Origin of the sequence: Mycobacterium tuberculosis H37Rv (assembly GCF_000195955.2) — a bacterium.
GTDB classification, from domain to species: domain Bacteria; phylum Actinomycetota; class Actinomycetes; order Mycobacteriales; family Mycobacteriaceae; genus Mycobacterium; species Mycobacterium tuberculosis.
In genome coordinates, this window is sequence record NC_000962.3 from 4318624 (window position 1) to 4345038 (window position 26415).

A 26415-nucleotide genomic window follows, 5' to 3' on the forward strand; every position below is an offset into this window, starting at 1 on the left:
CGGCCGGCAGTGCTGTGTACGAAGGTTCTCCCACCGCAACGAGTTCACGCACGACGGTCGGCTGGGTGGGCCCTGGAATACGTGAACTCTTCATCAACACAACATGATTGACGATGAAGGGGAGAACCTCCATGCACAACAACGCTAACCCGTGACTGCCGAGAATCCAGGACGGAGCAGGCGGACGCTGGTCGGAATCGACGCGGCGATCACGGCCTGTCACCACATCGCGATCCGCGATGATGTCGGTGCGAGGTCGATTCGATTCAGTGTCGAACCCACGCTGGCCGGACTGCGCACCCTCACCGACAAGCTCAGCGGTTACGACGATATCGACGCCACCGTGGAACCGACCTCGATGACGTGGCTGCCGCTCACGATCGCTGTCGAGAATGCCGGTGACACCATGCACATGGCCGGCGCGCGGCATTGCGCCCGGCTGCGGGGTGCGATCGTGGGCAAGAGCAAGTCCGACGTCATCGACGCCGAGGTTCTCACCCGCGCCAGCGAGGTGTTCGACCTGACGCCGCTGACACTGCCGACGCCCGCGCAGTTGGCGTTACGTCGATCGGTGATCCGACGTGCCGGCGCAGTGATTGACGCGAACCGGTCCTGGCGTCGGTTGATGTCGTTGGCGCGGTAGGCGTTCCCCGATGTGTGGACCGCGTTCGCCGGGTCGTTACCGACCGCGACAGCGGTGCTGGGGCGTTGGCCCGACATCCGCTTGCTGGCCGGCGCACCGACCCGCAACTGGCGGCGTTCTACCACCGGCTGATGACCACCCAGAGGCATTGCCACACCCAGGCCACCATCGCCGTAGCCCGCAAGCTGGCCGAACGCACCCGGGTGACGATCACCACCGGCCGCCCCTACCAGCTGCGCGACACCAACGGCGACCCTGTCACCGCCCGCGGCGCGAAAGAACTGATCGACGCCCACTACCACGTCGACACCAGGACCCACCCACACAACCGCGCCCACACTGACACCATGCAGAACTCGAAACCGGCACGCTGAACACCACTGTCGGCAGGGGATCCGGTTGCACACGCAACGGTCACTTGAGGCGATCGTCTCCATTCCTGGCTCCTTGCCGCCCATTGTTGTCGGCGAGCAAGGAGTCACAGTGGAGTCCCCGCAGCGTAGCGAGGAAAACCGACCTTGACGCCCGACGAGCGGCAACGAGAACCGGCAACGAGGAATGGTCTTCGACAAGCCCACCGTGAGTTGTCTATCGGTTTCTCATTTTCAGCGTCTTTTCAGAGTCGCGCAACACAATCCGATGCCCGTCGAGATCCGTCGCGACTACACACACACCCAGCATCTCGACCATCGCGACTCCGGCCGACGACGGCTAACGAGCAGCTTCGCCCCACCCGCCCCCGCAGCAACAACACAACGGCACGGCAGCAGCTGATCACTGCCCAAAACACGCACCCACATCAGATGCAGAACCCCTTGACAACCAATAGGGAATCTCTTCACGAATGAGGGGGCAGTTGGGGTTTGAATCCGCCGGTTTCCAGTAGGTATCTGTCGGCTTAGTTGGTGAGATTGCGAAAGCCGAGGGTCGATCCCCGGAGGTGCTCGACGCGGCCGCTGATCGCTTCGGTCGGCGGGTTGACCGTGGTCACTGTTTTGGGCGTCGATCCACTGCGGGAATTCCCACTACCACGTCCGGCCGGATCACCGGCGACTCGCGGTGCACGGCCCGCTCCAGCACCTCCTTGGTCAATTCGTTAGCCGTCCCCGCCAACTGCCCAGCCGTCGACTTCTTCTTGCCCACCCACCCCATAGACCTTCGCCACACAGCGCCTTCCGTCCACCCAACAGCGGTCCGATGACGGACCCCCGACGGGGACTTCAGCGACCAGGAACGCGCCCATAGACGTGGTATCAGCCTGGGGGCGTCCTGGTAGCCTATGCCGTCCGCCCTGGGGCATCGACCCCAAGGTCGTTGTTGCGACGCGAGCGGTCATGGAGCAGGGTTGACTTGTCAAGCTAGAGCCAGCCCATCGCGTGGGAGGCACCCGCGCGAAAAGAAACATCGGACGATCATTTCATCGAAGGAAGGAATGCCGTGGCCGAATACACCTTGCCAGACCTGGACTGGGACTACGGAGCACTGGAACCGCACATCTCGGGTCAGATCAACGAGCTTCACCACAGCAAGCACCACGCCACCTACGTAAAGGGCGCCAATGACGCCGTCGCCAAACTCGAAGAGGCGCGCGCCAAGGAAGATCACTCAGCGATCTTGCTGAACGAAAAGAATCTAGCTTTCAACCTCGCCGGCCACGTCAATCACACCATCTGGTGGAAGAACCTGTCGCCTAACGGTGGTGACAAGCCCACCGGCGAACTCGCCGCAGCCATCGCCGACGCGTTCGGTTCGTTCGACAAGTTCCGTGCGCAGTTCCACGCGGCCGCTACCACCGTGCAGGGGTCGGGCTGGGCGGCACTGGGCTGGGACACACTCGGCAACAAGCTGCTGATATTCCAGGTTTACGACCACCAGACGAACTTCCCGCTAGGCATTGTTCCGCTGCTGCTGCTCGACATGTGGGAACACGCCTTCTACCTGCAGTACAAGAACGTCAAAGTCGACTTTGCCAAGGCGTTTTGGAACGTCGTGAACTGGGCCGATGTGCAGTCACGGTATGCGGCCGCGACCTCGCAGACCAAGGGGTTGATATTCGGCTGACCCCGCTGCCGCAAGCGTCGGGCTCAGTATTCCGGAGTCGCGCATCACCATCGCCCTTATCCTGGCCTTATATTGCAGCTTTGTGAACACGGCCGCGGTGGCCGTGTCGAGTTGCAGGGCGCGTAAACCACGCGCATGCTTGGTTACTCGAGCTACCATTTATTTCGAGCTACCAGCGTGGTTAGGACGGAGGCGTCGCGGAGGGGCGAGATGGGTACCGGGTCAGGTGGGCCTATTGGGGTTTCTCCCTTCCATTCGCGTGGTGCCCTGAAAGGGTTCGTGATCTCTGGACGTTGGCCTGATTCGACCAAAGAGTGGGCCCAGCTGCTGATGGTCGCAGTTCGGGTCGCGTCGTTGCCCGGCTTGCTCTCCACCACAACGGTGTTTGGTGCCCGCGAAGAGTTGCCCGACGAACCCGAGCCGGGGACCGTCGGTCTGGTGCTGGCCGAGGGCACCGTCTTCGGTGAATCAGCAATTCAGCCAGGATATTTCGCTGATCATCAACCCCCTGCATTGCTGATGCTGCATCCACCCTCGGAGACCACGCCGTCGCTGCCGGAATGCACCGGGGCGGCGTCAGGGTGCGTGCTGCTGCCGGGATTACCGTATCTGGGATTGGAACATCGTGCGGCTTGGGTGGAGGCTGAAGCCGACGGCACCATCACATCTATGGTGAGCCGGGTGGGCGTCGACCCGATAAGCCATCCCGACACCGCAATTCTGGCAATGCTGCTTGCAGCATAAGGAAATTCGAAGGAGTCTGTTCGGGCGGCGAATCGCCAAATACGGGTGGCCGAACTTGTCCGACATCCTGGTGCACACCAAATATGACCGCTAGCCTGGGGACGTTAGCGAAGGGGAGTAGTCCCGAATCGTCGAGTCGACATACTGGCGAAAAGCCCGGCTGGCGAACCGTTTGATACCAACGGTGGGCGAGACCTTCGACCGATGTTCGATGACCGACTGGTCGTCGACAACGCGTCGAAAGGTCGCCTGCCATGCTCGCCGCCACACTGCTAAGTCTGGGAGCCGTTTTCCTTGCTGAGCTCGGCGACAGATCCCAGCTCATCACGATGACCTACACACTTCGCTACCGCTGGTGGGTGGTGCTGACCGGGGTGGCGATCGCAGCGTTCACGGTGCACGGGGTAGCGGTGGCGATCGGCCACTTTTTGGGCTCGACCGTGCCGGCCCGGCCGGCCGCCTGCGTATCGGCGATCGCATTCCTGATCTTTGCCGTGTGGGTCTGGCGGGAGGACACGGCCAGCGACAGCGAAACCTCGCCAACCGCTGCCGAACCCCGACTCGCGCTGTTCACCGTGGTCTCGTCGTTCGCACTGGCTGAGCTGGGTGACAAGACAACGTTGGCGACGGTGACCTTGGCCAGCGATCACCACTGGGCCGGCGTATGGATCGGCACCACCCTGGGCATGATCCTGGCCGACGGCCTGGCGATCGGCGCAGGGCTGCTGCTGCACCGGCGCCTTCCGGAGCGGTTGCTGCAGGTCCTGACTGGCCTGCTGTTCCTGCTGTTCGGACTGTGGTTGCTGTTCGACGACGCGTTGGGCTTCAGATCGGTTGCCATCGCCGTGACAGCGGCGGTGGTGCTGGCCGCGGCAACTACGGCGGTATCGGTGCGGGTGGCGCAAACTCGTCGGCGGCGGCCAACCGCTGCTGCGACACCAGAAGATGACTCGACACGCCCCGAGCGGTCGTCGGTCGCGCCGGGCCATCCCGGGAGCATCTTGCTACCGCTTCCGGAAGTGTCTTTGCGGGGGCGCCGACCGCCCTCAGGGTCGCCTGACGAGCGCTGTGCGGACCCAGGCAGCAAAGGAGGCTCTCGGCGAATCTCCGTTGGCTGCTGGTTGCCCGGAGTCGGCCGCATCCGCCCGACACGGTCATCCTGATCTGCTCGCCGAACACGTGGGCGACGGACCAACGCGCGTGTTTTCATCGGATATTCTGCGGATAACCTGTGAAATCCGTTCGTCGTGTGGACACATCACCGAATCGGTTGGACCCTCATCGGGGGGGTCTTCGTTGACCCCTCACAACGTCAGCACCCAATCCGCTCAGGTTTGCACTTGGTTGTGGACACAACTGTCGCTACCATGATCAGCAAATACATACAGATAACCGTTTGCTCTTGGAGCCCGGTGGAGGTCACATCGATGAGCACGACGTTCGCTGCCCGCCTGAACCGCCTGTTCGACACGGTTTATCCGCCCGGACGCGGGCCACATACCTCCGCGGAGGTGATCGCGGCGCTCAAGGCAGAGGGCATCACGATGTCGGCTCCCTACCTATCACAGCTACGCTCAGGAAACCGTACGAACCCATCGGGGGCGACCATGGCCGCCCTGGCCAACTTCTTCCGCATCAAGGCGGCCTACTTCACCGACGACGAGTACTACGAAAAGCTCGACAAGGAATTGCAGTGGCTGTGCACGATGCGCGACGACGGCGTGCGCCGGATCGCGCAGCGGGCCCACGGGTTGCCCTCCGCGGCGCAGCAGAAGGTGTTGGACCGGATCGACGAGCTGCGGCGTGCCGAAGGGATCGACGCTTAGTCCCTGATACCGACCGCCCGCTCCACCCGACCTGGCGGGTTGGGGTTGGTCTGCCCCGATTAGGGTTGCCCCAGCGATCACCGCGATAGTCCACGAGATACCGGGAGGCGGCCGGGAATGGGCCTGTTCGGCAAGCGAAAGAGCCGCGCGACCCGTCGCGCGGAAGCCCGCGCGATCAAAGCCCGCGCCAAGCTCGAGGCCAAGCTGTCGGCCAAGAACGAGGCGCGCCGCATCAAGGCCGCCCAGCGCGCGGAATCAAAGGCGCTCAAGGCGCAGCTGAAGGCCCGGCGGGACAGCGACCGGGCGGCGCTCAAGGTCGCCGAAGCCGAGCTCAAGGTAGCACGCGAAGGCAAGTTGCTGTCACCGACGCGGATTCGCCGGTTGCTGACGGTTTCTCGGCTCCTGGCCCCGATACTGACGCCGGTGATATACCGGGCCGCGATGGCTGCCCGCGGGTTGATCGACCAGCGGCGCGCCGATCAGCTCGGGGTCCCGCTGGCACAGATCGGCCGGTTCTCCGGTCATGGCGCCCGGTTGTCGGCGCGGGTTGGGGGAGCCGAGCGATCGTTGCGGATGGTGCAGGAAAAGAAGCCGAAGGACGTAGAAACCAAACAGTTCGTGTCGGCGGTGACCAATCGGCTCACCGATCTGTCGGCGGCCGTCGCGGCCGCGGAGCACATGCCCGCAAAGCGGCGCCGGACGGCCCACTCGGCGATCTCGTCGCAGCTGGATGGCATCGAGGCGGACCTGATGGCCCGGCTCGGGTTGACCTAACCGGCGGCCCGATGACCGCAATTGGCATGTCACATCCGCCTCGCGTGCATCGGCGGGTCGGCGGGCAGCGCACTGCACTGACCGCGGGCATCGGCCTCTTGCTGGCCGCCTTGGTGCTGACCACCATCGCGAACCCACCTGCGGCGTTTGCGCACACCGCGCAGCTGTCCACCGCTACGCCCGCACCCGCAGTCGCCGCCACCGACGCGAACGACGTCCCGACGTGGCCATTCGTCGTAGGGACCGTGGCGGCGGTTGCCGTGGCTGCATTGTGGGCCGTTCGGCGCGGGCGCTAACCAATCAACCCCGGTAGCCCGGAAGGTGCGGCACCGTGTCCTGGCATGATGGGACCGAGCGTTTGCGATCTAGTGAGCGACGACAATGCTGCAAAGGAGCGGCCACATGCCAGACCCGCAGGATCGACCCGACAGCGAGCCGAGCGACGCATCGACGCCGCCAGCTAAGAAGCTGCCGGCCAAGAAGGCCGCCAAGAAAGCACCAGCAAGAAAGACGCCGGCGAAGAAGGCACCCGCCAAAAAAACACCCGCCAAGGGTGCTAAGTCCGCGCCACCAAAGCCTGCCGAGGCGCCCGTCAGTTTGCAGCAGCGGATCGAAACCAACGGCCAGCTTGCAGCTGCTGCTAAGGATGCAGCGGCACAAGCAAAGTCGACAGTGGAAGGCGCCAACGACGCCCTGGCGCGCAACGCATCAGTGCCGGCGCCGAGTCACTCGCCCGTGCCGCTGATCGTTGCCGTCACGCTTAGCCTGCTGGCGCTGCTGCTGATCCGGCAACTGCGCCGCCGCTGAACGCGCTGGCACCATAGTGGCCATCTCATTTCGCCCAACCGCTGACCTCGTCGACGACATCGGGCCCGACGTGCGCAGCTGTGACCTACAGTTCCGCCAATTCGGCGGCCGATCGCAGTTCGCCGGACCGATCAGCACCGTGCGGTGTTTTCAGGACAATGCGTTGCTGAAGTCGGTGCTCTCGCAGCCAAGTGCGGGCGGTGTGCTGGTCATCGACGGCGCCGGGTCCCTGCACACCGCGTTGGTCGGTGATGTCATCGCCGAGTTGGCCCGCTCTACCGGCTGGACCGGGTTGATCGTCCACGGCGCGGTGCGAGATGCCGCCGCGCTGCGCGGCATCGACATCGGCATCAAAGCGCTGGGCACCAATCCCCGCAAGAGCACCAAGACCGGTGCCGGAGAACGCGACGTTGAAATCACGCTGGGCGGGGTGACATTCGTTCCGGGCGATATCGCCTACAGCGACGACGACGGCATCATCGTCGTCTGACTATGGCCTAAACCGGCGCTAAACCGTCGCTAAAGCTAAACCCCCACCGGGGCAGGCCTTTTGGCGAACCGCAGACCCTCGTCGTCGATCTTGCCGCGCCGGATGAGCCGGATGTCACGTAGGTAGTTCTGATTCAGGCGCCACGGTGTACGCGAACCCTGCTTGGGCAGCTCGTCCAGCGAGCGCAGCACGTAACCTGGGGTGAACTCCATGAAGGGCCGCTCTTCGACATCTGAGCCCGGTCGCTCGACGACCACGGTGTCAAAACCGTTGTCGTCCATGTAATTCAACAAGCGACAGACAAACTCCGACACCAGGTCGGCCTTCAGCGTCCAGGAGGCATTGGTGTAGCCAACCGTGTAGGCCATGTTGGGGATGCCGGAAAGCATCATGCCCTTGTAGGCCATCGTCGTGGTGATGTCCACTTGTTGTCCGTCGATAGTCGCCGTCGCCCCACCAAAAAGCTGCAGGTTCAACCCCGTTGCGGTAATGATGATGTCAGCCGGCAGTTCGCGACCTGAGTTCAGCCGGATTCCGGTCGCGGTGAACCGTTCAATGGTGTCGGTCACCACCTCGACCTTCCCGTGACGAATGGCCCGGAACAGGTCGCCGTTGGGCACCAAGCACAATCGCTGGTCCCAGGGGTTGTAGTGCGGGCCGAAGTGCTTTCGCACGTCGTACCCCTCGGGTAGCTGGCGCTGGATCAGGCTCAGGAACATCTTCCGCATGCGCCGTGGCCACTTCTGGCAGGCGCTGTACACGGCCGCCTGGCGCAGCACGTTCTTCCACCGTACCGCGGTGTAGGCCATGGTCTCCGGCAGCCAGCGGTTGAGCTTCTCGGCGATGCCGTCCCGGTCTGGCTGCGACACGATGTAGGTGGGTGAGCGCTGCAGCATCGTGACGTGCTTGGCGCCCGAGTCCGCCAGCGCCGGCACGAGCGTGACCGCCGTTGCGCCACTGCCGATCACGACGATGTTCTTAGCGTCGTAGTCGAGGTCCTCGGGCCAGTGCTGCGGATGGATGATCGGCCCGACGAAATCCTCCGAGCCGGCGAATCTCGGCGAGTAGCCCTCGTCGTAGTTGTAGTAGCCGCTGCACAGAAAGAGGAATTCGCAGGTGAGGGCGCTGAGCGTGCCGTGGCTTTGGATGTGAACGGTCCAGCGGTTTTCCGCGGTCGACCAATCGGCACTGATCACCTTGTGGTGGAACCGGATATGCCTGTCGATTCCATACATGGCCGCGGTGCTCTTGACGTACTCGAGGATGGGCTTGCCGTCGGCGATCGCCTGCCGTCCGGTCCAGGGACGGAATCGGAAACCTAGCGTGTACATGTCGGAGTCGGAGCGAATTCCGGGATAACGGAACAAATCCCAGGTGCCGCCCATGGATTCCCGCTTTTCCAGGATGGCGTAGCTCTTGGTCGGGCAACGGTCCTGCAGGTGCCAGGCCGCGCTGACACCGGAGATTCCAGCGCCCACGATGACAACGTCGAGGTGCTCGGTCATGGATCCACGCTATCAACGTAATGTCGAGGCCGTCAACGAGATGTCGACACTATCGACACGTAGTAAGCTGCCAGGGTGACCACCTCCGCGGCCAGTCAGGCTTCGCTGCCTAGGGGCCGGCGCACCGCGCGGCCGTCCGGCGACGATCGTGAACTGGCGATCCTCGCCACCGCCGAGAACCTTCTCGAGGACCGTCCGCTGGCCGATATCTCGGTCGACGATCTGGCCAAGGGCGCCGGTATCTCGAGGCCGACGTTCTACTTCTATTTCCCATCCAAGGAAGCGGTGCTGCTGACCCTGCTGGACCGGGTGGTCAATCAAGCCGACATGGCCCTACAGACCCTTGCCGAGAATCCCGCCGACACCGACCGCGAGAACATGTGGCGCACCGGGATCAACGTGTTCTTCGAGACATTCGGGTCGCACAAGGCGGTAACCCGAGCCGGTCAGGCCGCCAGGGCAACCAGTGTCGAAGTCGCCGAACTGTGGTCGACGTTTATGCAGAAGTGGATCGCCTACACGGCCGCCGTGATCGACGCCGAACGCGACCGAGGCGCGGCGCCGCGCACCCTGCCGGCCCATGAACTGGCCACAGCGCTCAACCTGATGAACGAGCGGACGCTGTTCGCGTCATTCGCCGGCGAACAGCCCTCGGTGCCGGAAGCCCGCGTGCTGGATACGCTGGTGCACATCTGGGTGACCAGCATTTACGGCGAGAACCGCTAAGCCGCACTCGGTCGGGGGTGCTCGGTCGATGCTCAGTGCCAAAGCGGCATGCAGATCTCACGGAGGTCCGGTGGACGATCTGGCAGCCGAAGTGGCGCCTTGGGTAGGCAATGGCGTGCGGTCATATAGGAGCGGGTGCATTCGCATGTCGGACACGTGGCGTTGCCGCCTGGTACCGCGGTGTTCGTGGCCGACAGCGGGCTAATGCGACCCGGTCCACGCCAGGAGCGTGTCGGCCGGCCAGGTGTTGACGATCCGGTCGGCGGGCACCTCCGCGTCCAAGGCGCGCTGGGCGCCGTAGCCGAGGAAGTCCAGCTGGCCGGGTGCGTGCGCGTCGGTGTCGATGCTGAACACGCAGCCGATGTCGCGCGCTAGGTGCAACAGGCGCGTCGGTGGGTCTCGGCGTTCCGGACGGGAGTTGATCTCCACGGCGGTGCCGTGCTCACGGCAGGCGGTGAACACCGCCTCTGCATCGAACTTCGATTCTGGCCGGATGCCACGATTGCCGGCGATCAGCCGGCCGGTGCAGTGGCCCAGCACGTCGGTGTGACCGTTGGCCACGGCGCGCACCATCCGTCGCGTCATCGCTGCCGAATCCATCGACAGCTTGGAGTGCACGCTGGCCACCACGATGTCGAGGCGGTCCAGCATCTCGGGTTCCTGGTCCAAGCTCCCGTCTTCGAGGATGTCGACCTCGATCCCGGTCAGGATGCGCAGCGGCGCGAACTTCTCGCGCAGCTCGTCGATCACGTCCAGCTGCTTGCGCAACCGGTCCGGAGACAGGCCGTTGGCGATCGTCAACCGCGGTGAGTGATCGGTCAATGCGCAGTACTGGTGACCTAGCGCCGCCGCGGTGGCCATCATCTCCTCGATCGGCGCGGACCCGTCCGACCAGTTCGAATGCAGATGCAGATCCCCGCGCAATGCGGCACGGATCGCCCCTCCACCGAGATCCTCAGCGTCAGCGCGTAATTCAGCCAGCAGGTCCGGCTCGCGGCCAGACCAGGCCTGGGCGATGACTTTCGCGGTTTTGGGACCGATACCCGCCAGCGACTGCCAGCTGTTGGCCTGGCCGTGCCGCTGCCGCGCCGCGTCGTCAAGGCCCTCGATAATGTCGGCGGCATTGCGATAGGCCATCACCCGCCTCGGGTCGTGGCGGTTCCGGTCCTTGTAATAGGCGATCTGCCGCAGCGCTGTTACCGGGTCCATTATCGGGCTCACACCAGTTGCCCGAAGACGACCCCGGTGACAACCACCGCGAAGCCGGCCATTTCGCCGAGGATGAGCAACGCCATTAACACCCCCGCACCCTTTGCGGGACGCTCGAATTGGTTCGCGGTGGCACGGCGCGCGCCATGGGTGACATAACTCGCCAACAGGATGGGTTTCGTATCAAATCCGAGGGCACAGTTCATCGCTTCACTGAGTTTAGTTGGGACCTAGGCCCAGATGCCGTCGCGGCCTGGGGCGCCATTGCCCTAGATAACAATCTGATAAAGCGGAGCAAACAAGCTGTGGTGCACACTCGGGCACGTATCAGGTTGGCTACACAGCGAAGCGCAACAGCTCTTCAGTGGTTATCGGGCGCTCGTTCTTGGCGGGGAACTCGTGGCTTTTGACCGGGTGGCGAAACCATGACCAGGCGATTCGCCCCATCCGTGACCGGGGTACTGGGTTGGTACGCACAGCGACACTCCTGCGATCGGACAACTCGACTGGCACCTCACATTAAACCTCTATGTGACGAAGCCCACATCGACTCATTAGACACCTCGGAGCTGGCAAACAGTGAACGGCGCGCCGAGCAATTATCAAATGTTTCTGATGTGACTCTAGTGATTATTGAAGCGGTGCAGCGGTCGGCTTAACAGGCGCCGGCAGGGCACTGGAACCCATCAAGTACCGGTCTACGGCCGCGGCAGCGGCCCGGCCCTCGGCAATCGCCCAGACGATCAATGACTGGCCCCGGCCCATGTCACCGGCTACGAACACACCAGGAACCGAGGTGTCGAAGTCGTCGCCACGGGCCACGTTCCCACGCTCGGTGAACTTCACTCCGAGGTCGGTCAACAGGCCCGCCCGTTCCGGGCCGACGAAACCCATCGCCAGCAACACCAGGTCGGCTTCGAGCTCGAAGTCGGAGCCCTCAACCTTGACGAACTTGCCATCCAGCATGGTCACTTCGTGTGCCCGCAGCGCGCTCACGCGCCCGTCCGTGCCGACGAACGCCTCGGTGTTGACCGAGAACACCCGCTCGCCACCCTCCTCATGCGCGGCCGATACCCGATACATCAGCGGGTAAGTCGGCCATGGGGTGGATTCGGCGCGGGCGTCCGGTGGACGCGGCATGATCTCGAACTGGTGCACGGCGATCGCGCCCTGGCGGTGCACGGTACCCAGGCAGTCCGCCCCGGTGTCGCCGCCACCGATGATGACGACCTTCTTGCCCTTTGCGGTGATCGGCGGCTGCCCGTCCTCATCGAGGACGTCATCTCCTTCTTGCACCCGGTTGGCCCACGGCAGAAACTCCATCGCCTGATGGACGCCCTCCAGCTCGCGGCCGGGAATCGGCAGCTCGCGCCAAGCGGTTGCGCCACCGGCCAATACGACCGCATCGAAATCAGCGCGCAGCTTTTCGGCGCTAATGTCGACCCCGACGTTGACGCCCGGCCGGAATTCGGTTCCTTCGGAGCGCATTTGGTCCAAACGCCGATCAAGATGCCGCTTTTCCATCTTGAATTCCGGGATGCCGTAACGCAGCAGCCCGCCGATGCGGTCTTCGCGCTCGAAAACGGTGACGGTGTGACCCGCCCGGGTGAGTTGCTGGGCGGCGGCCAAACCCGCCGGCCCCGAACCCACCACAGCAACCGTTTGCCCGGTCAGCTTCCGCGGCGGACGTGGTTGCACCCATCCTTCGTCGAAGGCCTTGTCGATGATCTCCAGCTCGATCTGCTTGATCGTCACCGGATCCTGGTTGATGCCCAGCACACACGCCGGCTCGCACGGAGCCGGGCACAACCGGCCGGTGAAGTCGGGGAAGTTGTTGGTGGCGTGCAGCCGTTCGATTGCGTCGCGCCAGCGGCCCCGGCGGACCAGATCGTTCCATTCCGGGATCAAGTTACCCAGCGGACATCCGTTGTGACAGAACGGAATGCCGCAATCCATGCAGCGGGTCGCCTGTTGGCGCAGGCTCTCGTTGTCGAATTCCTCGTAGACTTCCCGCCAGTCTCGCAGCCGCAGCGGGACCGGCCGTCGCTTCGGCAATTTCCGGTGGGTGTATTTGAGGAAGCCGCCCGGATCAGCCATGCGCAGCCGCCATGATCGCCTTGTCGACATCAACGCCGTCACGTTCAGCCAGGGCGATCGCCTGCAGGACCCGTTTGTAGTCACGCGGCATCACCTTGACGAAGTGGCGCTGCTGTCCCGACCAGTCGGACAGAATCCGCTGGCCGACAGCGGAATCGGTAGCGTCGACGTGCACTTGTATGGTGCCGTGCAGCCAGTCCGCGTCATCCTCGTCGAGGGTCTCGAGTTCGACCATCTCCGAGTTGAGGTTGGCCGGCAGTTCACCGTCGGGATCGTAAACATAGGCCACACCGCCGGACATACCCGCCGCAAAGTTACGGCCGGTGCGGCCCAGAATGACAACCCTGCCGCCGGTCATGTACTCGCAGCCGTGATCGCCGACACCCTCTACCACGGCGTGGGCCCCGGAATTGCGCACCGCGAACCGTTCGCCTACCACACCGCGCAGGTAAACCTCGCCACTGGTTGCGCCGAACAGAATCACATTGCCCCCGATGATGTTGTCCTCGGCGACATAATCCTGCGGCGCGTCATCCGACGGCCGCACCACAATCCGGCCACCGGATAGCCCTTTGCCGACGTAGTCATTGGCGTCGCCATACACCCGCAAGGTAATTCCCTTGGGCACGAAGGCTCCGAAGCTGTTTCCCGCGGATCCGTCGAACGTGATATCGATGGTTCCGTCCGGCAAGCCTTGGCCGCCATAGGCCTTCGTCAGCTCGTGGCCGAGCATGGTGCCCACCGTGCGGTTGACATTGCCTATGGTGGTGGAGAAGCGGACCGGCTTGCCGGAATCCAGTGCTTCCCTGCTCATCACGATCAGCTGCTGATCGAGCGCCTTGTCTAGACCGTGATCCTGGCGCGAACTGCAGTACAGATCCTGATTCATGAAGGCCGACTCCGGCTCGTGGAGCACCGGCGCCAGATCCAGCTTATGCGCCTTCCAGTGCGCGCGTGCCAGCGTGGTGTCCAGCGCACCTGCCTGTCCAACCGCCTCGTTCACAGTGCGGAAGCCCAACTGCGCCAAATATTCCCGGACTTCCTCGGCGATGAACATGAAGAAGTTCTCCACGAACTCGGGCTTCCCGGTGAACCGCTCCCGGAGCAACGGATTCTGGGTGGCCACACCAACCGGGCACGTGTCCAGGTGGCACACCCGCATCATGATGCAGCCGGCCACTACCAACGGCGCGGTCGCGAATCCGAACTCTTCTGCCCCGAGCAGCGTAGCGATCATCACATCGCGACCCGTCTTGAGCTGACCGTCCACCTGGACCACAATTCGATCACGTAACCCGTTGAGCAGCAACGTCTGCTGTGTCTCAGCCAGACCCAACTCCCAGGGTGCTCCGGCGTGCTTCATCGATGTCAGCGGGGTCGCGCCGGTGCCACCATCGTGCCCTGAGATCAAGACCACGTCGGCGTGGGCTTTGGAAACGCCAGCCGCAACCGTCCCTACCCCGTTTTCGGAGACCAGCTTGACGTGTACCCGCGCGGATGGATTGGCGTTCTTTAGGTCGTGGATCAGCTGCGCCAGATCCTCAATGGAGTAGATGTCGTGGTGGGGCGGCGGTGAGATCAGACCGACACCGGGCGTGGAGTGCCGGACCTCGGCCACCCAAGGGTACACCTTGTGCCCCGGAAGCTGACCTCCCTCACCAGGTTTCGCGCCCTGCGCCATCTTGATCTGGAGGTCGGTGCAGTTGGTCAGGTAATGCGAGGTGACGCCAAACCGGGCGGAGGCTACCTGCTTAATGGCGCTTCGGCGCCAATCCCCGTTGGGGTCGCGGTCAAATCGCTTGACGTCCTCGCCGCCTTCACCACAGTTTGACCGGGCACCAAGCCGGTTCATTGCGATGGCCAGCGTCTCGTGCGCTTCAGCGGAAATCGAGCCGTAGCTCATCGCCCCCGTTGAGAAGCGCTTGACGATTTCGCTGGCCGGCTCGACCTCGTCCAGCGGGACTGGAGGACGAACCCCGGTACGGAACTTGAGCAGACCACGCAGCGATGCCATCCGCTCGCTCTGGTCGTCGACCAGACGGGTGTACTCCTTGAAGATCTTGTACTGGCCGGTTCGCGTGGAGTGCTGCAGCTTGAACACAGTCTCCGGGTTGAACAGGTGGTACTCGCCCTCGCGGCGCCACTGGTATTCCCCACCCACCTCGAGTTCGCGGTGAGCGCGTTCGTCCGGCCGGTCCAGATAGGCCAGCCGGTGCCGGGCTGCGACATCGGCCGCGATGTCATCCAGGGTGATCCCGCCGGTGGGGCAGGTAAGCCCGGTGAAGTATTCGTCGAGCACTTGCTCGGAGATGCCGACAGCCTGGAACAGTTGCGCACCGGTGTAGGAGGCCAGCGTCGAGATGCCCATCTTCGACATCACTTTCAGCACACCCTTACCTGCGGCTTTGATGTAGTTGTTCAGCGCCGCCGTACGGTCGATGCCCTCGATAACACCGCGGTCGAGCATGTCCTCGATCGACTCGAACACCAGGTAGGGGTTGATCGCGGCCGCGCCGAATCCGACCAGCGCGGCCATGTGGTGCACCTCGCGGGCATCACCGGACTCGACCACCAGACCCACTTGGGTGCGGGTCCGTTCCCGAACCAGGTGGTGGTGCACTCCCGCAACGGCGAGCAGCGACGGTATCGGAGCCATTTCCTCGTCGGACTCGCGGTCGGACAAGATGATGATCCGAGCGCCGTCGGCGATTGCCGCCGCCGCCGCGCCACGTACCTCTTCCAGCGCGGCAGCCAGCCCAGCACCTCCCTCGGAGACCCGGTACAGACAGCGAATCACCTTGGACCGCAATCCGTGTGGGCGCCCATTGACCTTGTCGTTGGGATCGAGGCTGACCAGCTTGGCGAGCTCGTGGTTACGCAGAATCGGCTGGGGCAGCACGATCTGGTGGCAGGAGTTCTGGTCCGGGTTGAGCAAGTCACGTTCGCCGCCGGTGGTGCCCTGCAGGCTGGTCACCACCTCCTCGCGGATGGCGTCCAACGGCGGGTTGGTCACCTGGGCGAACAGCTGATGGAAGTAGTCGTAGAGCATGCGCGGACGCTGCGACAACACCGCAACTGGAGTGTCGGTGCCCATCGACCCGATTGGCTCGGCACCGAGCCGAGCCATCGGCGCTACCAGCAGGTTGAGCTCCTCGTAGGTATAGCCGAATGCCAACTGCCGCATGACGATTCGATGGTGGGGCATCCGCACGTCTTTGCCCTCCGGCAATTCGTCGAGCGGAACTAGTCCGTTGTCAAGCCACTCCTGATACGGATGCTCGGCCGCCAGGTCGGCCTTGATCTCCTCATCGGAGACGATGCGGCCCTGCGCGGTGTCCACCAAGAACATCCGGCCCGGCTGCAGCCGCATCCGGCGCACCACCGTCGACGGATGCAGGTCCAACACACCGGCCTCGGAAGCCATCACCACCAAACCGTCGTCGGTGACCCAGATTCGCGACGGGCGTAGGCCATTGCGGTCCAGCACGGCGCCCACGACGGTGCCGTCGGTGAACGTCATCGACGCCGGGCCGTCCCACGGCTCCATCAACGAGGCGTGATACTGGTAAAACGCCCGCCGCGCGGGGTCCATCGACTCGTGGCGCTCCCAGGCCTCAGGGATCATCATCAGCACCGCGTGGGCCAGGCTGCGTCCGCCCAGGTGCAGCAGTTCGAGCACCTCGTCGAAGCGCGCGGTGTCCGAGGCACCCGGGGTACAGATCGGGAACAGCTTTTCGACATCGGCCGCCGACCCAAAGATGTCGGTCTTGATCAGCGCCTCGCGGGCCCGCATCCAGTTCTCGTTACCGGTGACGGTGTTGATCTCCCCGTTGTGCGCGATCCGCCGGAATGGATGCGCCAGCGGCCAGGACGGGAAAGTGTTCGTGGAGAACCGCGAGTGCACGATGCCTAGCGCGCTGGTCAGTCGCTCGTCCTGCAAATCGAGGTAGAAGGCCTTGAGCTGCGGGGTGGTCAGCATGCCCTTGTAGACGAGCGTCTGGCCGGACAGGCTCGGGAAGTACACGGTTTCCCGGCCCGGCCCGTCTTGACCCGGACCCTTGGTGCCGAGTTCATGCTCGGCCCGCTTGCGGACCACATAGCAGCGCCGCTCCAACGCCATGCCGGACGCGCCAGCCAAGAACACCTGCCGGAAGGTGGGCATGGCATCACGGGACAGCGCGCCCAGCGATGAGTCGTCGGTGGGGACGCTGCGCCAACCCAGGACTTGCAGCCCCTCGGCCTCGGCGATTTTCTGTACGGCGGCGCAGGCCGCGGCGGCGTCTTTAGATGACTGCGGCAAGAACGCGATACCCGTGGCATAGCTGCCTGGGGCAGGCAACTCGAAATCCACGGCTTCGCGAAGGAATTCGTCCGGAACCTGAATCAGGATGCCCGCGCCGTCACCGCTGCGGGGTTCGGCGCCTTGCGCGCCCCGATGCTCGAGGTTGAGCAGGGCGGTGATCGCCTTGTCCACGATGTCGCGGCTACGACGGCCGTGCATGTCCACAACCATGGCAACCCCGCACGAATCGTGTTCGAACGCGGGGTTATACAACCCGACGCGCTTAGGCGTCATACCCACCTAACCCTTCAGCAGACTTTCTGCGCGGCCGCCTTTGCGGATTCGACGGGGCCGCACCCGGAGGTAGCGGGCAAGACCCCTTCGGTCTTGTCGATAGGCTGTCCGTCAAGCGGGCGTGATCCGGTCGGGGCTTCGTCCGTGCAGCAGTGAACGCTTGGCCCTGGAATCGGACTCGACAAGTCGTAAAACGATATGACAAAACCCGCTTGACATGCCAACTTTCCCAATACTAACTCGTCAGCCGGCGGCACCGTAGCTGCCGCGTGGCCAGCAACCGACCGTATCGTCACATGCATTTTTCCTCGTCCAAATCCGGCTGCGCTAGCTGCGTGGCGGTCTGATCGCCAGCCACAGGAAATGCTTAGATACGTTTGCTGTGAAATCCGGAGCACCGCTGTTTCGCCACTTGCGCCGGTGGGAACAACCGCCGGAACGGCGGGTATCTGTGTTGTTGCATGGCGATGCCGCCGCGACGACTACCCAGCGCAACCCCCCAGAGTTTGCGCGATCCTAAAAGGGGTCTAAAAAGGGCGTCTAGACAGCCAGCAGTCAGTCCAGGGAGCTAGCCGATACGGGACGATATTGGTCGGCGTCCGGCATGGGCGATCTTACCGTGGGGCTCATCAGCCGCGAGCTCGCCTCAGCCGGCCACCGGCGCGACAATCGATCGCCTGTCACCTGAGGAGCTTATGTACGAGCGTGACGAATTCCTGCGCGATCGGATCCGACCACACCAGCCCGGCACCCCGCGGGGATACTCGCCCCGTCCGCCGTCCGGAGATCGCTGCCCCGCGCCACCGCCTGGCCGGCACGCTGCTGCCGCTACGCCACCAGGGCCGCCGCGCCTGCCTTCAGCTCCACTGCGTCCATTGCCGGACCCGGCTTGGCCACGCCAGCCGGAGGCCCCGCCACCGAGCACCTGGGCCGACCCCGCCCTGGCGCCGATACGCAGTCGGACGCGACCCGGCGAGCGTGGTTGGCGACGCATGGTGCGGCTGGTCACCTTTGGCCTTGTCGGCCTGGGCCGGTCGGGCATGCAGCGCCAGGAGGCCCAATTCGAAGCAACGATACGAACCGTCCTGCATGGCAACCACAAGGTCGCCGTGCTGGGCAAAGGAGGTGTGGGAAAGACGTCGGTTGCGGCGTGCGTCGGATCGATCCTTGCCGAACTGCGCCAGCAGGACCGTATCGTCGGGATCGACGCCGACACCGCCTTCGGCAGGCTGAGCAGCCGAATCGATCCTCGAGCAGCTGGTTCGTTCTGGGAGCTGACCACCGACACGAATCTGCGGTCCTTCACCGATATCACCGCGCGCCTGGGCCGAAATTCCGCGGGACTGTACGTCCTGGCAGGCCAGCCGGCATCCGGTCCGCGCCGGGTGCTCGATCCGGCCATCTACCGCGAAGCCGCCCTAAGGTTGGATCACCATTTCGCAATCTCGGTGATCGACTGCGGTTCCTCCATGGAGGCGGCGGTCACCCAGGAAGTATTGCGCGATGTGGATGCTCTGATCGTGGTGTCCTCGCCCTGGGCGGATGGTGCCTCCGCTGCCGCCAACACCATCGAATGGCTGTCGGATTATGGCCTGACAGGTTTGTTGCGACGCAGCATCGTGGTGCTCAACGATTCGGACGGACACGCCGACAAGCGCACCAAGTCATTGCTGGCCCAGGAATTCATCGACCACGGGCAGCCTGTGGTCGAGGTGCCCTTCGATCCCCATTTGCGGCCCGGGGGGGTCATCGATATGAGCCACGAAATGGCCCCGACGACGCGGCTGAAAATCCTGCAGGTCGCCGCGACGGTGACGGCGTACTTCGCGTCGCGACCCGCCGACGCACACGGCAGCCCGCCCCGGTGACCTGGCTGGCTGACCCGGTCGGCAACAGCAGGATCGCCCGAGCGCAGGCCTGCAAAACGTCAATCTCGGCGCCCATCGTCGAATCCTGGCGGGCGCAACGCGGCGCGCAATGTGGACAGCGCGAGAAATCTTGTCGATGTTCTCGCGCTGTCCACATCCAGGGCATCTCACCGCCACTGTTCCGCAGACCCCTCGAACCAGCGGTCCAGGCGGCGGTTGCGTCATGCCGATTGGGCAGACACCCGGTGGTCGCGCACCGGGTAACCGTTGCGCTCGGCCAGGGATCGCAGCTGGCCCAACGCGAATGCCCGCGCCCGGCCTGATTCGGGAATTACGACCCCTGCCCACAGCCCTTCCGCACCCGCGGACTCGACGGCGTCGCGTGCACACAGCCACCGGCGCGGGCAAGCCCGGCACAGGGTCTTGGCCTCGTCGTCGGGAGTCGTCGTCCAACGATCGGGATCTTGCGTGCAAACGCCGAGCGGGACCTCATACAGGGCGGTTACTGTCATGTCTACGTTCCTCCAGAAAGCGTTGCAGGTTGTAGCCTCTGCCGCGAAAGCGTATCGCATTAACCATAGCGATGCAACAGTTTCCTCCTCTGCCTGCCTAGCGGTGCTGCGGCTCCGGTTCGGCGAGCTCCGAGCTCTAGTGCGCGCACCGCCGAGTACCAGGGCATAGATCCTGTTAATCAGCTGTGTATCTGGCCTCGCCGGCGCGTATCCGACCCCTTCGGGCAGATCTTCCAGGAAAAGTGTTCTGACATGCGACAGTTCAGGTGTGAAGTGAACTGTAGCGGCAGTTCGGTTTGGCTAGGAAACTATTTCCATAGCGGGCCGTCGCGTCGCTAGATCCAAAATGTAGCGAAGTCATAGCAGTAGAAGGGTGCAACGGTTAGGATGGCGGGCGAGCGGAAAGTCTGCCCACCGTCCCGGCTAGTACCCGCGAATAAGGGATCAACGCAGATGTCTAAAGCAGGGTCGACTGTCGGACCGGCGCCGCTGGTCGCGTGCAGCGGCGGCACATCAGACGTGATTGAGCCCCGTCGCGGTGTCGCGATCATTGGCCACTCGTGCCGAGTCGGCACCCAGATCGACGATTCTCGAATCTCTCAGACACATCTGCGAGCGGTATCCGATGATGGACGGTGGCGGATCGTCGGCAACATCCCGAGAGGTATGTTCGTCGGCGGACGACGCGGCAGCTCGGTGACCGTCAGCGATAAGACCCTAATCCGATTCGGCGATCCCCCTGGAGGCAAGGCGTTGACGTTCGAAGTCGTCAGGCCGTCGGATTCCGCTGCACAGCACGGCCGCGTACAACCATCAGCGGACCTGTCGGACGACCCGGCGCACAACGCTGCGCCGGTCGCACCGGACCCCGGCGTGGTTCGCGCAGGGGCGGCCGCGGCTGCGCGCCGTCGTGAACTTGACATCAGCCAACGCAGCTTGGCGGCCGACGGGATCATCAACGCGGGCGCGCTCATCGCGTTCGAGAAAGGCCGTAGTTGGCCCCGGGAACGGACCCGGGCAAAACTCGAAGAAGTGCTGCAGTGGCCCGCTGGAACCATCGCGCGAATCCGTCGGGGCGAGCCCACCGAGCCCGCAACAAACCCCGACGCGTCCCCCGGACTCCGGCCTGCCGACGGCCCGGCGTCCTTGATCGCGCAGGCTGTCACCGCCGCCGTAGACGGCTGCAGTCTGGCTATCGCAGCGTTGCCGGCGACCGAGGACCCCGAGTTCACCGAACGTGCCGCGCCGATCCTTGCTGATTTGCGCCAGCTCGAGGCGATTGCCGTCCAAGCAACCCGCATCAGCCGGATTACCCCGGAATTGATCAAGGCGTTGGGCGCGGTACGTCGCCACCACGACGAATTAATGAGGCTGGGAGCAACCGCCCCTGGTGCCACACTGGCGCAGCGCTTATATGCCGCACGGCGGCGCGCGAACCTTTCCACCCTGGAGACTGCCCAAGCGGCCGGCGTCGCAGAAGAAATGATCGTCGGCGCCGAAGCCGAGGAAGAGTTGCCAGCCGAGGCCACCGAAGCGATCGAAGCACTGATCCGTCAGATCAATTGAGGTCGGCTCCGAGCGTCCCACAAGTACAGGCACGCCGTAACGCTCAAGTTCAACGGTCCGGGGAACGCGCGCGTTCTCCGGCGTTTGACGGTGCGTTCCATCGTGCCGCGAACTTGAAAACGCCAGCGTCACCAAAAAATTCGTGCACCAACCCCCCTCCGAGCGCTGCTAAGCTCAATGTGCAGTGCAAAGGTGCAGATAATGATGGCGCACCGGAACGGCGAGCGTAAGGAAACACATAAATGGCATCGGGTAGCGGTCTTTGCAAGACGACGAGTAACTTTATTTGGGGCCAGTTACTCTTGCTTGGAGAGGGAATCCCCGACCCAGGCGACATTTTCAACACCGGTTCGTCGCTGTTCAAACAAATCAGCGACAAAATGGGACTCGCCATTCCGGGCACCAACTGGATCGGCCAAGCGGCGGAAGCTTACCTAAACCAGAACATCGCGCAACAACTTCGCGCACAGGTGATGGGCGATCTCGACAAATTAACCGGCAACATGATCTCGAATCAGGCCAAATACGTCTCCGATACGCGCGACGTCCTGCGGGCCATGAAGAAGATGATTGACGGTGTCTACAAGGTTTGTAAGGGCCTCGAAAAGATTCCGCTGCTCGGCCACTTGTGGTCGTGGGAGCTCGCAATCCCTATGTCCGGCATCGCGATGGCCGTTGTCGGCGGCGCATTGCTCTATCTAACGATTATGACGCTGATGAATGCGACCAACCTGAGGGGAATTCTCGGCAGGCTGATCGAGATGTTGACGACCTTGCCAAAGTTCCCCGGCCTGCCCGGGTTGCCCAGCCTGCCCGACATCATCGACGGCCTCTGGCCGCCGAAGTTGCCCGACATTCCGATCCCCGGCCTGCCCGACATCCCGGGCCTACCCGACTTCAAATGGCCGCCCACCCCCGGCAGCCCGTTGTTCCCCGACCTCCCGTCGTTCCCAGGGTTCCCCGGGTTCCCGGAGTTCCCCGCCATCCCCGGGTTCCCCGCACTGCCCGGGTTGCCCAGCATTCCCAACTTGTTCCCCGGCTTGCCGGGTCTGGGCGACCTGCTGCCCGGCGTAGGCGATTTGGGCAAGTTACCCACCTGGACTGAGCTGGCCGCTTTGCCTGACTTCTTGGGCGGCTTCGCCGGCCTGCCCAGCTTGGGTTTTGGCAATCTGCTCAGCTTTGCCAGTTTGCCCACCGTGGGTCAGGTGACCGCCACCATGGGTCAGCTGCAACAGCTCGTGGCGGCCGGCGGTGGCCCCAGCCAACTGGCCAGCATGGGCAGCCAACAAGCGCAACTGATCTCGTCGCAGGCCCAGCAAGGAGGCCAGCAGCACGCCACCCTCGTGAGCGACAAGAAGGAAGACGAGGAAGGCGTGGCCGAGGCGGAGCGTGCACCCATCGACGCTGGCACCGCGGCCAGCCAACGGGGGCAGGAGGGGACCGTCCTTTGATCGGACACCGAGTCGCCAGCAGGTCTGTGCCATAGCGAGTCGAAGCCATAGCGAGTAGAAAGTTAAACGTAGAGGAGGGTTCAACCCATGACCGGATTTCTCGGTGTCGTGCCTTCGTTCCTGAAGGTGCTGGCGGGCATGCACAACGAGATCGTGGGTGATATCAAAAGGGCGACCGATACGGTCGCCGGGATTAGCGGACGAGTTCAGCTTACCCATGGTTCGTTCACGTCGAAATTCAATGACACGCTGCAAGAGTTTGAGACCACCCGTAGCAGCACGGGCACGGGTTTGCAGGGAGTCACCAGCGGACTGGCCAATAATCTGCTCGCAGCCGCCGGCGCCTACCTCAAGGCCGACGATGGCCTAGCCGGTGTTATCGACAAGATTTTCGGTTGATCATGACGGGTCCGTCCGCTGCAGGCCGCGCGGGCACCGCCGACAACGTGGTCGGCGTCGAGGTAACCATCGACGGCATGTTGGTGATCGCCGATCGGTTACACCTGGTTGATTTCCCTGTCACGCTTGGGATTCGGCCGAATATCCCGCAAGAGGATCTGCGAGACATCGTCTGGGAACAGGTGCAGCGTGACCTCACAGCGCAAGGGGTGCTCGACCTCCACGGGGAGCCCCAACCGACGGTCGCGGAGATGGTCGAAACCCTGGGCAGGCCAGATCGGACCTTGGAGGGTCGCTGGTGGCGGCGCGACATTGGCGGCGTCATGGTGCGCTTCGTCGTGTGCCGCAGGGGCGACCGCCATGTGATCGCGGCGCGCGACGGCGACATGCTGGTGCTGCAGTTGGTGGCGCCGCAGGTCGGCTTGGCGGGCATGGTGACAGCGGTGCTGGGGCCCGCCGAACCCGCCAACGTCGAACCCCTGACGGGTGTGGCAACCGAGCTAGCCGAATGCACAACCGCGTCCCAATTGACGCAATACGGTATCGCACCGGCCTCGGCCCGCGTCTATGCCGAGATCGTGGGTAACCCGACCGGCTGGGTGGAGATCGTTGCCAGCCAACGCCACCCCGGCGGCACCACGACGCAGACCGACGCCGCCGCTGGCGTCCTGGACTCCAAGCTCGGTAGGCTGGTGTCGCTTCCCCGCCGTGTTGGAGGCGACCTGTACGGAAGCTTCCTGCCCGGCACTCAGCAGAACTTGGAGCGTGCGCTGGACGGCTTGCTAGAGCTGCTCCCTGCGGGCGCTTGGCTAGATCACACCTCAGATCACGCACAAGCCTCCTCCCGAGGCTGACCCCTCACATCTCCGCTACGACTTCAGAAAGGGACGCCATGGTGGACCCGCCGGGCAACGACGACGACCACGGTGATCTCGACGCCCTCGATTTCTCCGCCGCCCACACCAACGAGGCGTCGCCGCTGGACGCCTTAGACGACTATGCGCCGGTGCAGACCGATGACGCCGAAGGCGACCTGGACGCCCTCCATGCGCTCACCGAACGCGACGAGGAGCCGGAGCTGGAGTTGTTCACGGTGACCAACCCTCAAGGGTCGGTGTCGGTCTCAACCCTGATGGACGGCAGAATCCAGCACGTCGAGCTGACGGACAAGGCGACCAGCATGTCCGAAGCGCAGCTGGCCGACGAGATCTTCGTTATTGCCGATCTGGCCCGCCAAAAGGCGCGGGCGTCGCAGTACACGTTCATGGTGGAGAACATCGGTGAACTGACCGACGAAGACGCAGAAGGCAGCGCCCTGCTGCGGGAATTCGTGGGGATGACCCTGAATCTGCCGACGCCGGAAGAGGCTGCCGCAGCCGAAGCCGAAGTGTTCGCCACCCGCTACGATGTCGACTACACCTCCCGGTACAAGGCCGATGACTGATCGCTTGGCCAGTCTGTTCGAAAGCGCCGTCAGCATGTTGCCGATGTCGGAGGCGCGGTCGCTAGATCTGTTCACCGAGATCACCAACTACGACGAATCCGCTTGCGACGCATGGATCGGCCGGATCCGGTGTGGGGACACCGACCGGGTGACGCTGTTTCGCGCCTGGTATTCGCGCCGCAATTTCGGACAGTTGTCGGGATCGGTCCAGATCTCGATGAGCACGTTAAACGCCAGGATTGCCATCGGGGGGCTGTACGGCGATATCACCTACCCGGTCACCTCGCCGCTAGCGATCACCATGGGCTTTGCCGCATGCGAGGCAGCGCAAGGCAATTACGCCGACGCCATGGAGGCCTTAGAGGCCGCCCCGGTCGCGGGTTCCGAGCACCTGGTGGCGTGGATGAAGGCGGTTGTCTACGGCGCGGCCGAACGCTGGACCGACGTGATCGACCAGGTCAAGAGTGCTGGGAAATGGCCGGACAAGTTTTTGGCCGGCGCGGCCGGTGTGGCGCACGGGGTTGCCGCGGCAAACCTGGCCTTGTTCACCGAAGCCGAACGCCGACTCACCGAGGCCAACGACTCGCCCGCCGGTGAGGCGTGTGCGCGCGCCATCGCCTGGTATCTGGCGATGGCACGGCGCAGCCAGGGCAACGAAAGCGCCGCGGTGGCGCTGCTGGAATGGTTACAGACCACTCACCCCGAGCCCAAAGTGGCTGCGGCGCTGAAGGATCCCTCCTACCGGCTGAAGACGACCACCGCCGAACAGATCGCATCCCGCGCCGATCCCTGGGATCCGGGCAGTGTCGTGACCGACAACTCCGGCCGGGAGCGGCTGCTCGCCGAGGCCCAAGCCGAACTCGACCGCCAAATTGGGCTCACCCGGGTTAAAAATCAGATTGAACGCTACCGCGCGGCGACGCTGATGGCCCGGGTCCGCGCCGCCAAGGGTATGAAGGTCGCCCAGCCCAGCAAGCACATGATCTTCACCGGACCGCCCGGTACCGGCAAGACCACGATCGCGCGGGTGGTGGCCAATATCCTGGCCGGCTTAGGCGTCATTGCCGAACCCAAACTCGTCGAGACGTCGCGCAAGGACTTCGTCGCCGAGTACGAGGGGCAATCGGCGGTCAAGACCGCTAAGACGATCGATCAGGCGCTGGGCGGGGTGCTTTTCATCGACGAGGCTTATGCGCTGGTGCAGGAAAGAGACGGCCGCACCGATCCGTTCGGTCAAGAGGCGCTGGACACGCTGCTGGCGCGGATGGAGAACGACCGGGACCGGCTGGTGGTGATCATCGCCGGGTACAGCTCCGACATAGATCGGCTGCTGGAAACCAACGAGGGTCTGCGGTCGCGGTTCGCCACTCGCATCGAGTTCGACACCTATTCCCCCGAGGAACTCCTCGAGATCGCCAACGTCATTGCCGCTGCTGATGATTCGGCGTTGACCGCAGAGGCGGCCGAGAACTTTCTTCAGGCCGCCAAGCAGTTGGAGCAGCGCATGTTGCGCGGCCGGCGCGCCCTGGACGTCGCCGGCAACGGTCGGTATGCGCGCCAGCTGGTGGAGGCCAGCGAGCAATGCCGGGACATGCGTCTAGCCCAGGTCCTCGATATCGACACCCTCGACGAAGACCGGCTTCGCGAGATCAACGGCTCAGATATGGCGGAGGCTATCGCCGCGGTGCACGCACACCTCAACATGAGAGAATGAACT

Annotated in this window: 25 protein-coding genes; 19 read left to right on the forward strand and 6 right to left on the reverse strand. The window is 63.9% G+C overall.

Translation table 11 applies throughout. The features are described 5' to 3' along the window. Positions 1 to 151: 151 nt before the first annotated feature. The 10 genes from Rv3844 (at position 152) to rraA (ending at position 7345) form a co-directional block, all read left to right on the forward strand. Positions 152 to 643 (forward strand): transposase, encoded by a 492-nt coding sequence (locus tag Rv3844; RefSeq protein ID NP_218361.1) that lies wholly within the window; start codon positions 152 to 154, stop codon positions 641 to 643. Between the two features lie 14 nt (positions 644 to 657). Beyond that, positions 658 to 1017 (forward strand): hypothetical protein, encoded by a 360-nt coding sequence (locus tag Rv3845; RefSeq protein ID NP_218362.1) that lies wholly within the window; start codon positions 658 to 660, stop codon positions 1015 to 1017. A 1063-nt stretch (positions 1018 to 2080) separates the two neighbouring features. Further along, the gene (sodA, locus tag Rv3846) at positions 2081 to 2704 is read left to right on the forward strand and encodes a superoxide dismutase (protein ID NP_218363.1); all 624 of its coding nucleotides are present in this window, start codon (positions 2081 to 2083) and stop codon (positions 2702 to 2704) included. 210 nt (positions 2705 to 2914) lie between these two features. Next, positions 2915 to 3448 (forward strand): hypothetical protein, encoded by a 534-nt coding sequence (locus Rv3847; protein NP_218364.1) that lies wholly within the window; start codon positions 2915 to 2917, stop codon positions 3446 to 3448. A gap of 254 nt (positions 3449 to 3702) precedes the next feature. Then, entirely contained in the window at positions 3703 to 4611 is a 909-nt protein-coding gene (locus tag Rv3848; RefSeq protein ID NP_218365.1) for a transmembrane protein, read from the forward strand. A gap of 264 nt (positions 4612 to 4875) precedes the next feature. Further along, a complete protein-coding gene (gene espR / locus Rv3849; protein ID NP_218366.1) occupies positions 4876 to 5274 on the forward strand; it encodes an ESX-1 transcriptional regulator EspR in 399 nt (132 codons plus the stop codon). A gap of 117 nt (positions 5275 to 5391) precedes the next feature. After that, positions 5392 to 6048, forward strand: coding sequence for a hypothetical protein (locus tag Rv3850; RefSeq protein NP_218367.1), 657 nt, complete (start codon positions 5392 to 5394; stop codon positions 6046 to 6048). An 11-nt stretch (positions 6049 to 6059) separates the two neighbouring features. Continuing rightward, positions 6060 to 6344 (forward strand): membrane protein, encoded by a 285-nt coding sequence (locus Rv3851; RefSeq protein NP_218368.1) that lies wholly within the window; start codon positions 6060 to 6062, stop codon positions 6342 to 6344. Positions 6345 to 6450: 106 nt separating this feature from the next. Next, the gene (hns, locus tag Rv3852; RefSeq protein NP_218369.1) at positions 6451 to 6855 is read left to right on the forward strand and encodes a histone-like protein Hns; all 405 of its coding nucleotides are present in this window, start codon (positions 6451 to 6453) and stop codon (positions 6853 to 6855) included. Between the two features lie 16 nt (positions 6856 to 6871). Next, on the forward strand, positions 6872 to 7345 hold the full coding sequence (gene rraA / locus Rv3853; RefSeq protein NP_218370.1) for an RNase E regulator RraA: 474 nt from the start codon (positions 6872 to 6874) through the stop codon (positions 7343 to 7345). Between the two features lie 35 nt (positions 7346 to 7380). Here the strand turns inward: rraA and ethA are convergent, their stop codons facing one another. Then, a complete protein-coding gene (gene ethA, locus Rv3854c; protein ID NP_218371.1) occupies positions 7381 to 8850 on the reverse strand; it encodes a monooxygenase EthA in 1470 nt (489 codons plus the stop codon). Between the two features lie 75 nt (positions 8851 to 8925). Here ethA and ethR point away from each other — a divergent pair, with 75 nt between their 5' ends. Then, positions 8926 to 9576: an HTH-type transcriptional repressor EthR gene (gene ethR, locus Rv3855; protein ID NP_218372.1), complete on the forward strand. Its 651-nt coding sequence runs from the start codon at positions 8926 to 8928 to the stop codon at positions 9574 to 9576. Positions 9577 to 9777: 201 nt separating this feature from the next. Here ethR and Rv3856c read toward each other — a convergent pair whose 3' ends face one another. The 4 genes from Rv3856c to gltB all read right to left on the reverse strand — a co-directional run bounded on the left by Rv3856c (position 9778) and on the right by gltB (position 17458). Continuing rightward, positions 9778 to 10785 (reverse strand): hypothetical protein, encoded by a 1008-nt coding sequence (locus tag Rv3856c; protein ID NP_218373.1) that lies wholly within the window; start codon positions 10783 to 10785, stop codon positions 9778 to 9780. Positions 10786 to 10793: 8 nt separating this feature from the next. Then, positions 10794 to 10991: a membrane protein gene (locus Rv3857c; RefSeq protein ID NP_218374.1), complete on the reverse strand. Its 198-nt coding sequence runs from the start codon at positions 10989 to 10991 to the stop codon at positions 10794 to 10796. A gap of 424 nt (positions 10992 to 11415) precedes the next feature. After that, positions 11416 to 12882 (reverse strand): glutamate synthase small subunit, encoded by a 1467-nt coding sequence (gene gltD, locus Rv3858c; protein NP_218375.1) that lies wholly within the window; start codon positions 12880 to 12882, stop codon positions 11416 to 11418. Continuing rightward, positions 12875 to 17458 (reverse strand): glutamate synthase large subunit, encoded by a 4584-nt coding sequence (gene gltB, locus Rv3859c; RefSeq protein NP_218376.1) that lies wholly within the window; start codon positions 17456 to 17458, stop codon positions 12875 to 12877. The genes gltD and gltB overlap by 8 nt, the downstream gene beginning before the upstream one ends. A 695-nt stretch (positions 17459 to 18153) precedes the next feature. Here gltB and Rv3860 point away from each other — a divergent pair. Further along, positions 18154 to 19326 (forward strand): hypothetical protein, encoded by a 1173-nt coding sequence (locus tag Rv3860; protein NP_218377.1) that lies wholly within the window; start codon positions 18154 to 18156, stop codon positions 19324 to 19326. Next, the gene (locus Rv3861) at positions 19323 to 19649 is read left to right on the forward strand and encodes a hypothetical protein (protein NP_218378.1); all 327 of its coding nucleotides are present in this window, start codon (positions 19323 to 19325) and stop codon (positions 19647 to 19649) included. Before Rv3860 ends, Rv3861 begins: the two co-directional genes overlap by 4 nt. On the opposite strand, the gene whiB6 is transcribed toward Rv3861, so the two are convergent. Next, a complete protein-coding gene (gene whiB6 / locus Rv3862c; RefSeq protein ID NP_218379.1) occupies positions 19548 to 19898 on the reverse strand; it encodes a transcriptional regulator WhiB6 in 351 nt (116 codons plus the stop codon). The genes Rv3861 and whiB6 overlap by 102 nt on opposite strands. Positions 19899 to 20225: 327 nt before the next feature. Between whiB6 and Rv3863 the strand changes: the two genes are divergently transcribed. The 6 genes from Rv3863 (at position 20226) to eccA1 (ending at position 26412) form a co-directional block, all read left to right on the forward strand. Then, the gene (locus Rv3863) at positions 20226 to 21404 is read left to right on the forward strand and encodes a hypothetical protein (protein ID NP_218380.1); all 1179 of its coding nucleotides are present in this window, start codon (positions 20226 to 20228) and stop codon (positions 21402 to 21404) included. Positions 21405 to 21646: 242 nt separating this feature from the next. Further along, positions 21647 to 22855, forward strand: coding sequence for an ESX-1 secretion-associated protein EspE (gene espE, locus Rv3864; RefSeq protein ID NP_218381.1), 1209 nt, complete (start codon positions 21647 to 21649; stop codon positions 22853 to 22855). A gap of 87 nt (positions 22856 to 22942) precedes the next feature. Continuing rightward, positions 22943 to 23254, forward strand: a complete 312-nt coding sequence (espF, locus tag Rv3865) for an ESX-1 secretion-associated protein EspF (RefSeq protein ID NP_218382.1) — start codon at positions 22943 to 22945, stop codon at positions 23252 to 23254. 2 nt (positions 23255 to 23256) lie between these two features. After that, entirely contained in the window at positions 23257 to 24108 is an 852-nt protein-coding gene (gene espG1, locus Rv3866) for an ESX-1 secretion-associated protein EspG (RefSeq protein ID NP_218383.1), read from the forward strand. Between the two features lie 38 nt (positions 24109 to 24146). Further along, a complete protein-coding gene (espH, locus tag Rv3867) occupies positions 24147 to 24698 on the forward strand; it encodes an ESX-1 secretion-associated protein EspH (protein ID NP_218384.1) in 552 nt (183 codons plus the stop codon). Further along, positions 24691 to 26412 (forward strand): ESX-1 secretion system protein EccA1, encoded by a 1722-nt coding sequence (gene eccA1, locus Rv3868; RefSeq protein NP_218385.1) that lies wholly within the window; start codon positions 24691 to 24693, stop codon positions 26410 to 26412. Before espH ends, eccA1 begins: the two co-directional genes overlap by 8 nt. Positions 26413 to 26415: the final 3 nt, after the last annotated feature.

What these genes read in the sequence shown, in the direction of transcription:
- Rv3856c (NP_218373.1), bottom strand. Translation starts at nt 10,785, where the DNA reads ATGGACCCGGTAACAGCGCTGCGGCAGATCGCCTATTACAAGGACCGG.
- whiB6 (NP_218379.1), bottom strand. Translation starts at nt 19,898, where the DNA reads ATGCGATACGCTTTCGCGGCAGAGGCTACAACCTGCAACGCTTTCTGG.
- espG1 (NP_218383.1), top strand. Translation starts at nt 23,257, where the DNA reads ATGACGGGTCCGTCCGCTGCAGGCCGCGCGGGCACCGCCGACAACGTG.
- Rv3847 (NP_218364.1), top strand. Translation starts at nt 2,915, where the DNA reads ATGGGTACCGGGTCAGGTGGGCCTATTGGGGTTTCTCCCTTCCATTCG.
- Rv3851 (NP_218368.1), top strand. Translation starts at nt 6,060, where the DNA reads ATGACCGCAATTGGCATGTCACATCCGCCTCGCGTGCATCGGCGGGTC.
- Rv3850 (NP_218367.1), top strand. Translation starts at nt 5,392, where the DNA reads ATGGGCCTGTTCGGCAAGCGAAAGAGCCGCGCGACCCGTCGCGCGGAA.
- Rv3860 (NP_218377.1), top strand. Translation starts at nt 18,154, where the DNA reads ATGTACGAGCGTGACGAATTCCTGCGCGATCGGATCCGACCACACCAG.
- Rv3848 (NP_218365.1), top strand. Translation starts at nt 3,703, where the DNA reads ATGCTCGCCGCCACACTGCTAAGTCTGGGAGCCGTTTTCCTTGCTGAG.
- hns (NP_218369.1), top strand. Translation starts at nt 6,451, where the DNA reads ATGCCAGACCCGCAGGATCGACCCGACAGCGAGCCGAGCGACGCATCG.
- gltD (NP_218375.1), bottom strand. Translation starts at nt 12,882, where the DNA reads ATGGCTGATCCGGGCGGCTTCCTCAAATACACCCACCGGAAATTGCCG.
- espH (NP_218384.1), top strand. Translation starts at nt 24,147, where the DNA reads ATGGTGGACCCGCCGGGCAACGACGACGACCACGGTGATCTCGACGCC.
- ethA (NP_218371.1), bottom strand. Translation starts at nt 8,850, where the DNA reads ATGACCGAGCACCTCGACGTTGTCATCGTGGGCGCTGGAATCTCCGGT.
- Rv3863 (NP_218380.1), top strand. Translation starts at nt 20,226, where the DNA reads ATGGCGGGCGAGCGGAAAGTCTGCCCACCGTCCCGGCTAGTACCCGCG.
- Rv3857c (NP_218374.1), bottom strand. Translation starts at nt 10,991, where the DNA reads ATGAACTGTGCCCTCGGATTTGATACGAAACCCATCCTGTTGGCGAGT.
- espR (NP_218366.1), top strand. Translation starts at nt 4,876, where the DNA reads ATGAGCACGACGTTCGCTGCCCGCCTGAACCGCCTGTTCGACACGGTT.
- eccA1 (NP_218385.1), top strand. Translation starts at nt 24,691, where the DNA reads ATGACTGATCGCTTGGCCAGTCTGTTCGAAAGCGCCGTCAGCATGTTG.
- espE (NP_218381.1), top strand. Translation starts at nt 21,647, where the DNA reads ATGGCATCGGGTAGCGGTCTTTGCAAGACGACGAGTAACTTTATTTGG.
- espF (NP_218382.1), top strand. Translation starts at nt 22,943, where the DNA reads ATGACCGGATTTCTCGGTGTCGTGCCTTCGTTCCTGAAGGTGCTGGCG.
- gltB (NP_218376.1), bottom strand. Translation starts at nt 17,458, where the DNA reads ATGACGCCTAAGCGCGTCGGGTTGTATAACCCCGCGTTCGAACACGAT.